Origin of the sequence: Faecalicatena contorta, assembly GCF_003149105.1 — a bacterium.
GTDB classification, from domain to species: Bacteria; Bacillota; Clostridia; order Lachnospirales; family Lachnospiraceae; genus Muricomes; species Muricomes contortus_C.
Window position 1 is genome coordinate 102,816 of sequence record NZ_QGDS01000006.1, and the last position, 14,499, is coordinate 117,314.

The 14,499-nt window shown below is 44.9% G+C and carries 14 protein-coding genes; all 14 read left to right on the forward strand.

The window, feature by feature from the left end:
- Positions 1-8 precede the first annotated feature (8 nt).
- The 14 genes from A8805_RS11520 to A8805_RS11585 all read left to right on the forward strand — a co-directional run bounded on the left by A8805_RS11520 (position 9) and on the right by A8805_RS11585 (position 14,493).
- Positions 9-1,463 (forward strand): 4-hydroxyphenylacetate 3-hydroxylase family protein, encoded by a 1,455-nt coding sequence (locus A8805_RS11520; RefSeq protein WP_181392813.1) that lies wholly within the window; start codon positions 9-11, stop codon positions 1,461-1,463.
- 126 nt (positions 1,464-1,589) lie between these two features.
- Positions 1,590-2,915 carry an acetyl-CoA hydrolase/transferase family protein gene (locus A8805_RS11525; protein ID WP_109711247.1) on the forward strand — a complete coding sequence of 442 codons (1,326 nt, stop codon included), beginning with the start codon at positions 1,590-1,592 and terminating at the stop codon, positions 2,913-2,915.
- 2 nt (positions 2,916-2,917) lie between these two features.
- Positions 2,918-4,069 carry an acyl-CoA dehydrogenase gene (locus tag A8805_RS11530; RefSeq protein ID WP_109711538.1) on the forward strand — a complete coding sequence of 384 codons (1,152 nt, stop codon included), beginning with the start codon at positions 2,918-2,920 and terminating at the stop codon, positions 4,067-4,069.
- Between the two features lie 65 nt (positions 4,070-4,134).
- Positions 4,135-4,917: an electron transfer flavoprotein subunit beta/FixA family protein gene (locus tag A8805_RS11535; protein ID WP_109711249.1), complete on the forward strand. Its 783-nt coding sequence runs from the start codon at positions 4,135-4,137 to the stop codon at positions 4,915-4,917.
- Positions 4,918-4,936: 19 nt separating this feature from the next.
- A complete protein-coding gene (locus A8805_RS11540) occupies positions 4,937-5,983 on the forward strand; it encodes an electron transfer flavoprotein subunit alpha/FixB family protein (protein WP_109711250.1) in 1,047 nt (348 codons plus the stop codon).
- A gap of 2 nt (positions 5,984-5,985) precedes the next feature.
- Positions 5,986-6,648 carry a nitroreductase family protein gene (locus tag A8805_RS11545; protein WP_109711252.1) on the forward strand — a complete coding sequence of 221 codons (663 nt, stop codon included), beginning with the start codon at positions 5,986-5,988 and terminating at the stop codon, positions 6,646-6,648.
- Between the two features lie 419 nt (positions 6,649-7,067).
- Complete coding sequence (locus A8805_RS11550; RefSeq protein WP_109711254.1) at positions 7,068-8,015, forward strand: L-lactate dehydrogenase; 948 nt, start codon at positions 7,068-7,070, stop codon at positions 8,013-8,015.
- 18 nt (positions 8,016-8,033) lie between these two features.
- A complete protein-coding gene (locus A8805_RS11555) occupies positions 8,034-8,843 on the forward strand; it encodes a CoB--CoM heterodisulfide reductase iron-sulfur subunit B family protein (RefSeq protein WP_109711256.1) in 810 nt (269 codons plus the stop codon).
- A complete protein-coding gene (locus A8805_RS11560) occupies positions 8,840-9,229 on the forward strand; it encodes a 4Fe-4S dicluster domain-containing protein (protein WP_109711258.1) in 390 nt (129 codons plus the stop codon). Before A8805_RS11555 ends, A8805_RS11560 begins: the two co-directional genes overlap by 4 nt.
- A 5-nt stretch (positions 9,230-9,234) precedes the next feature.
- The gene (locus A8805_RS11565; protein ID WP_109711260.1) at positions 9,235-11,223 is read left to right on the forward strand and encodes a CoB--CoM heterodisulfide reductase iron-sulfur subunit A family protein; all 1,989 of its coding nucleotides are present in this window, start codon (positions 9,235-9,237) and stop codon (positions 11,221-11,223) included.
- The gene (locus A8805_RS11570; protein ID WP_109711262.1) at positions 11,214-11,657 is read left to right on the forward strand and encodes a hydrogenase iron-sulfur subunit; all 444 of its coding nucleotides are present in this window, start codon (positions 11,214-11,216) and stop codon (positions 11,655-11,657) included. Before A8805_RS11565 ends, A8805_RS11570 begins: the two co-directional genes overlap by 10 nt.
- Positions 11,645-12,604, forward strand: coding sequence for a 4Fe-4S dicluster domain-containing protein (locus tag A8805_RS11575; RefSeq protein ID WP_109711264.1), 960 nt, complete (start codon positions 11,645-11,647; stop codon positions 12,602-12,604). Before A8805_RS11570 ends, A8805_RS11575 begins: the two co-directional genes overlap by 13 nt.
- A 3-nt stretch (positions 12,605-12,607) precedes the next feature.
- Entirely contained in the window at positions 12,608-13,639 is a 1,032-nt protein-coding gene (locus A8805_RS11580; RefSeq protein ID WP_109711266.1) for a 4Fe-4S dicluster domain-containing protein, read from the forward strand.
- Positions 13,639-14,493: an FAD/NAD(P)-binding protein gene (locus tag A8805_RS11585; protein WP_109711268.1), complete on the forward strand. Its 855-nt coding sequence runs from the start codon at positions 13,639-13,641 to the stop codon at positions 14,491-14,493. The genes A8805_RS11580 and A8805_RS11585 overlap by 1 nt, the downstream gene beginning before the upstream one ends.
- Positions 14,494-14,499: the final 6 nt, after the last annotated feature.

Genomic DNA, 14,499 nt, shown 5'->3' on the forward strand with positions numbered 1-14,499 from the left:
GGATAATAATGAAAACGAGAGAAGAATATATAGAAAGTTTAAAGAAGCTTAACTTAGAAGTTTATTTACTGGGTGAAAAAGTGGAAGATCCGACAGAACATCCGATTATCAAACCGTCTATGAATTCTGTTGCAATGACCTATGAGTTGGCACAGCAGCCGGAATATGAAGATTTAATGACCGTGACCTCCAGTTTAAACGGTGAAAAAATTAACCGTTTTACACATCTTCATCAAAGTACGGATGATTTGGTAAAAAAGGTGAAGATGCAAAGACTGCTGGGACAAAAGACAGCATCATGTTTTCAGAGATGTGTTGGCCTTGATGCAGCAAACGCTGTTTTTTCTACTACATACGAATGTGATGAGGCACATGGCACACATTATCATGAAAACTTTAAGAAATACTGGGATAGAATTCAGAGAGAGGACCTGGTTGTTGATGGAGCGATGACCGATACGAAAGGCGACCGTGCTCTTTCTCCTTCCCAGCAGGCCGATCCGGATATGTATTTAAGAGTTGTTGAAAGAAGAGAAGACGGTATCGTGGTGCGTGGGGCTAAGGCTCATCAGACAGGAATTATCAACTCTCACGAAGTCATCGTTATGCCCACCATCGCGCTAAGACCAGAGGATAAAGACTATGCGGTAGCCTTTGCACTGCCGGCGGATGCAAAAGGGATTTTTATGATTTACGGACGTCAAAGCTGCGATACCAGAAAGCTTGAACCAAATGCAGATATTGATGTAGGTAATAAAAACTTTGGCGGACACGAAGCGTTGATGATCTTTGATGATGTATTTGTGCCAAATGAACTGATTTTCATGAATGGAGAAACTGATTTTGCAGGAATGCTGGTTGAACGGTTTGCTTCTTATCACCGCCAGAGCTATGGAGGCTGTAAAGTTGGAGTTGGCGATGTCCTGATCGGTGCAACGGCACTGGCGGCAGATTACAACGGCGTACCAAAGGCGAGCCATATTAAAGATAAGATTATTGAAATGAATCACTTGAACGAAAGTTTATACTCATGTGGTATTGCCTGTTCTTGTGAAGGCTGCGCGACCAAAGCTGGTAACTATTATGTGGATACTCTGCTGGCAAATGTCTGTAAGCAAAATGTCACTCGGATGCCTTATGAAATTACTCGCCTGGCTGAGGATATTGCCGGTGGTCTTATGGTTACAATGCCCAGTCAGCAAGATTTCGATAATGAAAAATTAAAGCCATACATCGAAAAATATCTGAAAGGTACTGATGATGTTCCAACAGAGGACCGGATGAGAATCCTGCGGTTGATTGAAAACATTACCTTAGGAACAGCAGCAGTGGGATACCGTACAGAATCTATGCATGGTGCAGGTTCACCCCAGGCTCAGAGAATTATGATTGGCAGACAGGCAAACGTTGCGCACAAGAAAGAGCTCGCAAAAGAAATTGCCGGAATCAATAAGAAAAAGTAATGTAACCCAGACATTGTGTAACAACCATGCCGCCAGGTTCGAAAAGACCTTACCAAGCCAGCAGGTTGTATTATACCACGAGGTTCGAAAGAACCTCACCAGGTGGTATAAATATGGAGTGAATAAATGCAAAATTTCAAAGAAAAGTATAAGGATAAAATTGTCAGCGCCGCTGAGGCGGTCATGCATATTAAGGATAATGACCGGATTGCCATCGGTCATTCCTGCGGCGAACCAAGAGCTCTGACAAAGGCTCTTTGTGATCGTATGGAGCAGCTTAAAGGAGTGGAAACTACACATATGGTCGGGATGGGAGAGAGCGGATATTGTACCGAAGCAGCAAATGGTCATATCAGACACAATTCTCTTTTTGTAGGAACCAAGAACGAAAGAACTGCAATTAAAGAAGGGCGGGCCGACTATACCCCCCGGTATTTTTCAAGAATACCAGCCCTGTTCACGGACGGCTCATTGCCGACAGATGTCGCTTTAGTGCAGGTCAGCACTCCGGATAAGCACGGCTATGTAAGTTTTGGTATTTCAGTAGACTATACATATACAGCTGCTAAGGTGGCGAAGCTTAAGATTGCTCAAGTAAATAAGCATATGCCCAGATGTCACGGTGAATGCTTTATGCACATCAGCGAGTTTGATTATCTGGTTGAGGAAGATACTCCTTTGCTTGAACTCGGGCGCAAAGAGCTTACTGATGTTGAAAAAAAGATTGGCCAAAACTGTGCCAGTCTGATCAAGGACGGAGATACCCTGCAACTGGGGATTGGCGCACTTCCTGATGCAGTTTTATTATCATTAAAAGATAAAAAAGATTTAGGCATTCACTCCGAGATGTTCTCGGATGGTGTGGTGGAGTTGATTGAGGCCGGCGTCATAACCAATAAGAAGAAGAACTTCAATCCCGGAAAACTGGTGGCAACTTTCCTTATGGGAAGCAAGAAACTGTATGACTTTATTGATGACAATCCCATGGTGTATATGGCTTCTGCAGACTATACAAATGACCCGTATATCATTGCCAAAAATGATAATCTGATTTCCATCAATTCTTGTCTTCAGGTAGATTTCATGGGGCAGGTCAGTGCGGAGAGCATCGGCACAATGCAGATTTCAGGTGTCGGCGGCCAGGTTGATTTTGTCAGGGGTGCAAATATGTCAAAGGGCGGCAAGTCAATTATTGCCATGACCTCAACTGCGAAAGGCGGCAGTGTTTCTAAAATTGTTCCCATGCTGGAACAGGGGGCAGCAGTTACTACAGGAAGAAATGATGTTGCTTACATCGTGACGGAGTACGGGGTTGCGGACCTCAGAGGAAAATCTCTCAGAGAGCGTGCCAGAGCACTGATTATGATTGCCCACCCAAACTTCAAAGAAGAGCTTATCGGTCACTGGGAAGAGAGATTTCAAAGCAAATGGCAGGATATATCGGAGGAGTAAAGATGGATTTTAATTTAAGCAATAAACATGAAATGGCGAGAACACTATTTAAGGATTTTGCTGAAACAGAGGTAAAACCTCTTGCGGAGGAAGTGGATGAAACAGAAACTTTCCCGGAAGAAACCGTAAAGAAGATGGCGAAATACGGGTTTTTAGGAATTCCGGTGCCGAAAGAGTATGGCGGCCAGGGTTGTGATCCGCTTACTTATGCAATTTGTGTAGAGGAGCTGGCAAAGGTATGTGCCACCACTGCAGTTATCGTATCGGCACATACTTCCCTTTGTATTGATCCGATTATGACCTATGGGACTAAGGAACAGAAAGAAAAATATCTGCCGCCTCTTGCCAAAGGGGAGAAGCTTGGCGCTTTTGGCCTGACTGAGCCGGGTGCGGGAACAGATGCCCAGGGGCAGCAGACAAAAGCAGTACTTGACGGCGATGAATGGGTATTAAACGGCAGTAAAGTTTTTATCACAAACGGTAAATATGCAGATGTTTATATTGTGATTGCAGTCACCGGAATGGTGGAGAAAAGAGGCCGGACAATGAAAGAAATATCTGCTTTCATCGTCGAAAAAGGAACACCTGGATTTTCTTTTGGAACAAAAGAGAAAAAAATGGGTATCCGCGGGTCTGCTACATATGAGCTTATCTTTACCGATTGCCGGATTCCTAAGGAAAATCTCCTGGGACAGAAAGGGAAGGGATTTGGGATTGCGATGCACACGCTTGACGGCGGGCGGATCGGAATCGCTGCTCAGGCGCTTGGCATTGCCGGAGGTGCTCTTAATACTACGGTTGAATATGTCAAGGAGAGAAAGCAGTTTGGCAGAACAATTTCCCAATTTCAGAATACCCAGTTCCAGCTTGCTGATATGGCGACTCGGGTACAGGCAGCTCAGCTTCTTGTCTATAGGGCAGCGGTGGCAAAAGGAAATGGCGGTCATTTCAGTACAGAAGCTTCAATGGCAAAGTTATATGCTGCCGAAACGGCGATGGAAGTAACCACTAAAGCGGTTCAATTGCATGGAGGTTACGGATATATTCGCGAATATGGTGTAGAGCGAATGATGAGGGATGCAAAAATAACTGAGATTTATGAAGGCACATCAGAAGTACAGCGGATGGTTATAGCTGCTAATCTTTTAAAATAAGAAACACCAGCAATACCGGGCTGGGAAAAAATCAAGCCTAAACTGATAATACAGGAGGATATAAAGTGAAAATAATTGTTTGTATAAAACAAGTGCCGGACACTAAGGGCGGCGTACAGTTTAATCCGGATGGAACATTAAACCGGGGAGCGATGCTCGCAATTATGAACCCGGATGATAAAGCCGGACTTGAGGCAGCACTTCGTTTAAAGGATCAATATGGTGCCGAGGTAACGGTTATTACAATGGGGCTTCCAAAAGCAAAAGATGTCCTTGTAGAAGCCATGGCGATGGGCGCAGATAAAGCGGTCTTAGTTACCGACAGAATGCTTGGCGGTGCGGATACATGGGCAACTTCAACAACCCTTGCAGGTGCGATCAGAAACCTTGAGTATGATTTAATCATTACAGGGCGTCAGGCGATTGACGGCGATACCGCACAGGTAGGTCCCCAGATTTCAGAGCATCTTCATATTCCGGTTATTTCTTATACCCAAAAGCTTGAGATTGACGGTGACTACGTGATTGCACAGCGCCAGTACGAAGACAGATATCATGTAGTAAAAGCGAAGATGCCTTGTCTGATCACAGCGTTGGCGGAGCTCAACGAGCCCAGATACATGACTCCGGGAGGAATATTTGCAGCTTACGATGCCGAAATAACTGAATTTAACCGCCAGCACCTCATTGATGTGGATGATGCCGACCTGGGGCTGAAAGGATCTCCCACCAAGATTGCAAAGGCGTCTGATAAGGTAAGAAAAGGCGCCGGGGAACAGGTAAACCTGGATCCGGAAGCATCGGTAGGGTACATACTTGAGAAGCTAAAAGAAAAGCATGTTATATAGATAAGGAGACTATAATAGGATGAATTTAAATGAATATAAAGGTGTATATGTCTATGTACAGCAGGTGGATAACAAAATCGACGGTGTTGCTCTCGAACTTCTGGGTAAGGCAAAAGACCTGGCAAAAGATTTAAATACTGACGTAACAGCAGTTCTTTTGGGCAGTGATGTGAGAGGATTGACAAAGAAGCTTGCCCAGTATGGTGCGGATAAGGTGATTCTCGTTGATGATCCGGCTCTAAAAGATTATCGGACCGAACCATACACCCATGGCCTTGCCTCTGTTATAAACACATTCAAGCCGGATATCGTCCTGGTAGGAGCAACTGCCATTGGCCGTGATTTGGGTCCCCTTGTATCGGCCAGAGTTAAGACTGGGCTTACGGCTGACTGTACCCAGCTTGATATCGGTGATTTTCCACTGAAAGCGATGGAAGGGAAAGAACAAAAACATAATCAGCTGTTGATGACCAGGCCGGCTTTTGGAGGCAATACGATTGCAACCATTGCCTGCCCGGATAATCGTCCCCAGATGGCAACCGTTCGTCCGGGAGTTATGCAGAAAATAGAAAAGATAGCAGATGCGCAGGCAGAGATTATTGAATTTAATCCCGGCTTTGAAGAAAATGCACAGTACATAGAGATTCTTGAAGTAGTCAAGAGTATCTCTGATACAGTGGATATTATGGATGCCAACATCCTGGTTTCCGGCGGCCGCGGAGTGGGCGGACCGGAGAACTTCTACATTCTTGAAGAGCTTGCCGAAGCGGTTGGCGGTGAAGTCAGCTGTTCAAGAGCTGTGGTAGATGCAGGTTGGAAGCCGAAAGACCTACAGGTTGGGCAGACTGGAAAAACAGTACGGCCAAATGTATATTTTGCAGTTGGTATTTCTGGAGCAATCCAGCATGTTGCCGGGATGGAAGAGGCTGATATCATCATCGCAATCAATAAGGATGAAACGGCGCCGATATTTGACGTGGCAGATTACGGAATCGTTGGAGATTATAGTAAAATTCTGCCCATGTTGACGAAAAATCTTAAAAGTTATGCAGCTATGGAGGCTTAAGCATGGAATATTTTGATTTGATTTCAAAGCGGCAGAGTATCAGAAGATATCAGGAGGAGAGGATTCCCCGCAGGGATATCGAAAAGATATTGAATGCGGCGAGAATTGCTCCCTCAGGAAAGAACCTTCAAAATTGGTTTTTCTTCGTCCTCGACAATAAAGAAATCATTGAAGACCTATGTGAGGTTATTGAAGCAAAGAATGCTGAGATTTCCGATGAACTGGCCAAGAAAGATGAAGAAGCCGGAGCAAGATTCCGCAAGTTCTGTAAAAATTTTACCTTATTTGTTAAAGGGGCTCCGGTAGTCATTCTCACTTTTGGAAAGGACTATCTGCCCTCCGGCTATCATGAGTTAAAAATGTGTGGTGCTGCTAAGGAGGAGCTGGATTATCTGGCTTATAAACCATGTCCGGGAATGCAGAATATCGGGGCCGCAATGGAGCATATAGCCCTTGCAGCAACGGATCTTGGTTACGGATCCTGCTGGCTGACCAGTGCCAATTATGCCGGAGCAGAAATTGAAAACCTCATGAAAGAGAAAACCGGGATAGACAAAGAAGATTATTTCTTCACTTGTATGATGAGCCTGGGCATACCTGCAGAAGGAGTGCACAAGAGTCCGAACCGAAAAAATCTGGACGAAATCACTCTTTTTGTAGACTAATATATTTTTTTTGTTCAAGCTGTATTTGAATAGAATTACTATATCGTGTTACGGAGAGTGAGAGATACTAAAGTGATGATATACAATCATATGTCAGCAGTGAAAACGGGATATTTAATATTGGTGATTCTTAAAATTTAGTTGGTAAAAATACACAAATAGAATGAAAAAACAGGGTTATTTATGTAAATAAATGATAATATTACCTTCTGGATAATCATATGGTTGTTAAAACATTATCAATGTGATATTCTATAATAAATACATATAACCTGAGTATTTTAGTATTATACATCATATTTAGTAGGAGCTGCGAAAGAATATATGAAATATGTATTTTATAACGGATAGAGACATATTTTTTTAAAAAAGCATTGTTAAAAAAAAGACGATTGCTTGAATCAAGGGAGGAAAATCACATGAGTAGAAAAATCACCATCATTGGAGCCGGGAGTGTTGGATCAACAATTGCATACACACTGTCAAACGAAGATCTTGCTTCAGAAATTGTAATGATTGATATTAACAAACAAAAGGTATCAGGAGAGGTTATGGATATCGTCCAGGGGACTTGTTTCCGTAATCCGATTTCAATCATTGCCGGCGAATATGAGGATGCTGCGGACTCGGATATTGTCATCATTACATCAGGAATTGCCCGCAAACCGGGTCAGACCCGCATCGAACTGGCACAGACCAATGTTAATATTTTAAAGAGTATTACACCGGAAATTGTCAAAGCAGCGCCCAAGGCTCTGTATGTGATTGTCAGTAACCCAGTGGATATCATGACGTATGTATTTACTAAGATATCAGGGCTTCCGGAAAATCAGATTATTGGCTCGGGAACTATTTTAGATACAGCCCGCCTTCGGTGTGGATTGTCAGAGCATTTTAAAGTAGCTCAGAAAAATATTCATGCTTATGTATTGGGAGAGCATGGTGATACTTCATTTATCCCTTGGTCATGTGCTGATATAGGTGGTGCTAATGTTGCAGAATATACAAAGATTGCCCAGTCTTTCGGACAGGAAATCGACGAGCTGGATCAGGATGCAATGATTGAATATGTTCGTAAATCAGGCGGCAAGATTATTGCTAATAAAGGAGCCACCTTCTATGCAGTATCCGTATCAGTAGTGAAGTTATGTGCAATGCTGCTGGCTTCATCTGACTCAATCGCTACGATATCGACGATGCAGCACGGTGAATACGGTATTGATGATGTCTGTCTGAGTACTCTGACACTGGTCGGACCCAATGGGGTACAGGGAAGGATTCCAGTGAAACTCAGTGAAGAAGAGATGGAAAAACTGCATGCAAGCGCAGAGGCACTGAAGACGGTTATTAAGCAAATCGATCTGTAGTGTAAGTAAGGAGGAACTATGAAATACAGTTATTATCCGGGGTGTACCCTCAAAACCAAGGCAAAAGACTTAGATACATATGCCAGGATTTCAGCGAAAGCGCTTGGATTTGAGCTGGAGGAAATAGAAGAATGGCAGTGCTGCGGCGGAGTATATCCGCTGGGCACTGACGAGATTGCTTCCAAGCTGTCTTCAGTTCGCGCTTTAAATGCTGCCAAAGAAAAAGAACAGGATCTGGTCACCTTGTGTTCAGCCTGTCATCATGTCATTAAACGGGTCAATGACAATATGAAGAATGTGGGTGACATCCGGACACGGGCTAACAATTATATGCAACTGGAAGAACCCTATGCAGGTGAAACTACGGTACTCCATTTCCTGGAAGTCCTTCGTGACCGTATAGGATTTGATGTTTTGAAAGAGAAAGTTGTGAATCCTTTAAAAGGCCGGGCAATTGGTGCCTATTACGGTTGTTTGCTGCTTCGCCCAAGTGAAGTGTTAGCTTTCGATAATCCGGAGAATCCGACGATTATCGAGGACTTTATCCGGGCGATTGGGGGGACCCCGGTCATCTATCCGTACCGCAATGAATGCTGTGGTGGTTACATATCTCTCAAAGAGCCGCAGGTGGCACAGAACATGACTGATAAGATTATGGATTCAGCCGCGTCATTTGGCGCTGATTCACTGATCACAGCCTGTCCGTTATGTCTTTATAATTTAAATATGAGTAAAAGCGGTTCTAAACTGCCCGTACAGTATTTCACTGAATTGCTGGCGGAAGCGCTGGGCCTGATTGATAAAAATGAGGAGGTACAGGCATCATGAGTCACGGAAAATCGCAGACGCAGAAAATTAAAGAAATTACTGGCGTCGATCCATATAAATGTATGAAATGCGGCAAGTGCTCGGCAACCTGTCCTTTGTTTAATGAGATGGATATAAAGCCGCATCAGTTTGTATCTTATGTACTGAATGAAGATATAGATGCTCTGGTGAATTCGAAATCACTCTGGAAATGTCTGTCATGTTTTGCCTGTATCGAACGCTGTCCGCGGAATGTTAAGCCAGGGGAACTGATTGATGGTGCCCGGCAGCTGGTAGTGCGCCAGAGGGGGGCAGATTATCTGACACCGGAGGATATCCCGGAACGTTTAGACCCGGAATTACCCCAGCAGCTTTTAGTCAGTGCATTCAGAAGATACAGGAGGTGATATAAGTGCAGAGGATTGGAGTGTTTGTCTGTCATTGCGGGACCAATATCGCGGCAACGGTAGATGTTGAAAAGGTTGCTCAGATGGCTCTGCTGGAACCGGGAGTGGTTCATGCAGAAGACTATCAGTATATGTGTTCGGAAGCCGGGCAGGCAAGAATAGCAGAAGCAGTAAAAGAGAAAAACTTGACAGGAATCGTGGTATGTTCATGCTCTCCCCGGATGCACGAGACGACCTTTCGAAATGCCGCAAAGCGGGCTGGTATCAATCCTTACATGGTTGAGATTGCGAACATACGTGAGCATTGTTCCTGGATTCATAAAAATATTGAAGAAGGTACCGAAAAAGCGATTATTCTGGCCCGGGCAGCGATTGCTAAAGTAACCCTTAATACACCGCTTAAGCCGGGGGAAAGCCGGGTGACCAAAAGAGCACTGGTAATCGGGGGTGGAATCGCCGGTATTCAGACCGCACTTGATATTGCCGAAGCGGGATATGAAGTAGATATAGTTGAGAAAACGCCAAGTATCGGCGGACGCATGTCACAGCTTGATAAGACGTTCCCTACCCTGGACTGTTCGGCCTGTATTCTGACGCCTAAAATGGTGGAAGCCTCGGCCCATGATAACATTAATATCTATACATATAGTGAAGTGGACCAGGTTAGTGGTTTTGTCGGTGATTTTACTGTGGATATCAGAAAAAAGGCCCGTTCTATAGATATGGATAAGTGTACCGGATGCGGCGTCTGTTCAGAGAAATGTCCGGCAAAGAAAATATCCAGTGAGTTTAACCGCGGATTAGGGAACCGCAGCGCGGTTTACACACCGTTTGCTCAGGCTATCCCCAATGTACCGGTTATTGACCGTGAAAACTGTATTAAGTTTAAAACCGGTAAATGCGGTCTTTGTGAAAAGGTGTGTCAGGCCGGAGCGGTAGACTATACCCAGGAAGATGAGATTATCACCGAGAAGTATGGTGCAATTGTCGTGGCGACTGGATTTGATACAATTAAATTAGATGATTTTGATGAGTATGCGTATAACCAGAGCAAGGATGTTATTACCTCGCTGGAACTGGAGCGGGTAATGAATGCAGCCGGCCCGACTAAGGGTCATCTGGAACGTCTTTCCGACGGCAAAGCACCGAAGAACATGGTTTTTATACAGTGTGTCGGTTCCCGTGACGTCACCTGCCGTGGGAAAGAATATTGCTCAAAAATCTGCTGTATGTATACCGCTAAGCATGCGATGCTGATCCGTGATAAATATCCGGATGTAAATGTGACTGTATTTTATATTGATGTCCGGACTCCCGGAAAGAATTTCGATGAGTTCTATCGCCGGGCAGTTGAAGAGTACGGTGTGAATTATGTCAAAGGACAGGTCGGTAAAGTTGCTCCTCAGGCAAATGGCCAGCTGCTGGTGCAGGGGGTTGATCTGCTGGATAATAAACAGATTCTGATGGAAGCTGACATGGTTGTACTGGCAACGGCAATTGAGCCGGAAGCAGGAGTACGCAAAATTGCGACCATGCTGACAGCCAGTATTGATACCAATAACTTTTTGACTGAAGCACATCCCAAACTTCGTCCGGTTGAATCACCGACTGCCGGTGTCTTTCTCTCTGGCGTGTGCCAGGGTCCGAAAGATATTCCTGAGACGGTTGCTCAGGCGGGGTCTGCAGCAGTAAAAGCAATCGGTTTGCTGGCGAAAGAAAAGCTGATGACCAACCCCTGCACAGCGAAGTCCGATGAATTACTGTGTAACGGTTGTTCAACTTGCGCCAACGTTTGTCCTTATGGCGCGATTACATACGAAGAGAGTCAAGTCAATGATCATGGTATCCGTGAGATCCGGCGAATTGCAATAGTCAATAATGCCCTATGTCAGGGCTGTGGTGCATGTACTGTGACCTGTCCTTCCGGGGCCATGGATTTACAGGGATTTTCGAATAGACAAATTATAGCGGAGGTGGATGCAATATGTCGATAACAGCAAAAACAGAATTTAAGCCTAAAATTGTTGCCTTCTGCTGTAACTGGTGCAGCTATGCCGGGGCAGACTTGGCCGGCAGCAGCCGTCTGAGTTATCCGGCTGATGTGAAGATTATCCGGGTGCCCTGCTCATGCCGGGTAAACCCGATGTTTGTCCTGCGGGCATTTGAAAAAGGTGCGGACGGAGTAATCTTATGCGGATGCCATCCGGGAGACTGCCACTATAGTACCGGTAATTATTATACAAGGAGAAGGATGACGCTGTTATTCTCCATGCTGGATTATATCGGTGTAGAACAGGGCAGGACCCGGGTCGAGTGGGTGTCCGCTGCCGAAGGTGTAAAGTTTTCAACGACGATGAATGAGTTTGTAGAGAAGATCCAGTCGCTGGGTGAAAATGTAAGATTGGGGGATTTGCGATGCAGGAATTAGTAAAGCGTGCGAGTGAGCTGCTGGCTGATGGGAGTGTGGCACGTGTCCTTGGCTGGAAGGCCGGTGATTTGCCTTATAACCCAGAACCCGCTTACTTTGAAAATGAAGAGCAGTTACGTTCATTTGTCTATAACGGATTTTGTGGCGCAAACTTAAGTAAATACATGATTGAAGCATCAAAAATGGAAGGAAAGACACTGGTTTTCCTAAAACCCTGTGATACATACAGCTTTAATCAATTATTGAAAGAATATCGGGTTGACCGCGAAAAAGCATGGATTATTGGTGTGGGATGCCGCGGCAAGCTGGATATTGAGGCAGTGAAAAGAAGCGGGATTAAAGGAATCGAGAGCATTGCTGAAGAAGACGGTGAGTTAAAAATCAAGACGCTCTATGGTGATCAGAGTATCAGTTACGCTGAAGCGATGCTGGAACGTTGTCATAGCTGCAAGGGTAAAGAGCACCGGGTATACGATGAACTGATCGGAGAATCAGAAGAGACAGGCGACAGGGAACAGTTTGCCGGGGTTGCAGAGATTGAGGCCATGAGTCCGGAAGAGAAATTCGCTTATTTTCAGAAAGAACTGAGTAAATGCATCCGCTGTAATGCCTGCCGCAATGTCTGTCCGGCCTGCAGCTGCCGTAAATGTGTATTTGACAGCAACAAGTTTGACAGTGCCCAGAAAGCCAATACCGATTCATTTGAAGAAAAGATGTTCCATATCATCCGCGCCTTTCATGTGGCCGGACGATGTACCGATTGCGGAGAGTGCAGCCGGGTCTGCCCGGAAGGAATTCCGCTTCATCTGTTTAATCGTAAGTTTATTAAAGATATTGATGAGTTATATGGTGAATTCAGGGCCGGTGAAGATGCTGAGACAAAAGGACCGCTGACTGACTTTACATTTGAAGATGCAGAGCCGGGTGTGGTGGCAGAAAGGGGATAATGTATGTATAAGATCAAAACTGAAAATCTAACGGCATTATTCCAAAAAATTGCCGGTTATCAGGAACTTTATTTACCGGTCCGTAATGCCGGTCAAGTCAATTATGCAAACTGGAGTGATGAGGCCGAGGTGGATCTGAATGTGCTTAATACGGTAAAGTCACCAAAGGATGCCTTTTTTCCGCAGAGTGAGACTTTGTATGCCTGTAAACGGGATGGCAAGAAGATTACCATTGAACCGGAACAATTAAAAAGTCAGGATTTCGTAATCTTTGGTATGAGACCATGTGATTTGAAAGGTGTTGAAGTCCTTGATAAAGTGTTCCTGGCAGATCCGCTGGATACCTTTTATGCGGCCCGCCGCGATCATGGAACGATTGTTGCGATGGCTTGTAATGAACCCGAGGAAACCTGCTTTTGCAAGGTTTTTGGAATAGATGCAGCAGAACCAAGTGCCGACGTTGCAACCTGGATGGCGGGGGCAGAATTATATTGGGAGCCACTTACTGAAAAAGGTGAAGCCCTTACCGAAATGGTTAGGGAATTACTGGATGATGGCAGTGAAGAGGCAGTCGAAGAAGTGAAGACTAATATCCGGCGGATTATTGCAAAACTGCCGTATTCTGACTTGTCTACAGACGGCTGGAATGGTGAAGCGTTGGACGAGAAGTTTAATTCCCAATTGTGGGATGAACTATATAAACCCTGTCTGGCCTGCGGAACTTGTACTTTTGTCTGTCCGACATGCCAGTGTTATGATATTAAAGATTATGATACCGGGAATGGAGTGCAGCGTTACCGCTGCTGGGATTCCTGTATGTACTCTGATTTTACGATGATGGCTCACGGGAATAACCGGACCAATCAGATGCAGCGTTTTCGCCAGCGCTTTATGCATAAACTGGTATATTTCCCGGCTAATAACGATGGGATGTACTCATGTGTCGGGTGTGGACGATGTGTGGCAAAATGCCCGTCATCACTGAATATCGTTAAAGTGGTAAAAGCATTTCAGAATCAGGGAGGTGAACAGTAATGAGTGAATGTACCTGTAAGAAAGACTATCAACTCGATACTTTAATCCCGCAGGTGGGAGTCGTCACCGATATCCGTCAGGAAACACCGGATGTAAAGACCTTTCGGGTCAATGCACCCGAAGGCGGAAAGCTTTTTGAACATATGCCGGGACAGTGTGCGATGGTATGTGTGCCTGGAATCAGTGAAGGAATGTTTTCCATTACATCTTCACCGACCAATAAAGAGTTCCAGGAATTCAGTATTAAGAAGTGTGGGATTTTAACTGACTATCTGCATGATTTGGAAGCGGGCAGCGAGATTACCGTCCGTGGTCCTTATGGCAATAACTTTCCGGTTGAGACGGAACTAAAAGGGAAAAATTTATTATTTATTGCCGGTGGTATCGGTCTGGCTCCGCTTCGTTCGGTAATTAACTACGTTCTGGATAACCGTGATAATTACGGTACGGTAGATATCCTTTATGGCGCCCGGACAGCAAATGACTTGGTGCAGTTAAAGGAGATTCAGGAAGTCTGGATGAATACCAAAGGCGTGAATGTTCATCTGACGGTTGACTGTGAGGAGGAAGGATGGGACGGAAATGTTGGGTTTGTTCCGGCTTATCTGAAAGAACTGGGCTTTACTACTGATAAAACAGCCCTGGTATGCGGACCGCCGATTATGATCAAATTTGTTCTGGCAGCTCTGGAGGAACTGGGATTCAGTAAGGATCAGGTGTATACGACTTTGGAACTTAGGATGAAGTGTGGTGTTGGAAAATGCGGGCGCTGTAATATCGGTTCCAAATATGTATGTAAAGATGGTCCGGTGTTCCGCTGTGACGAGGTAGATGAGTTACCGGATGAATATTAGAAAGGA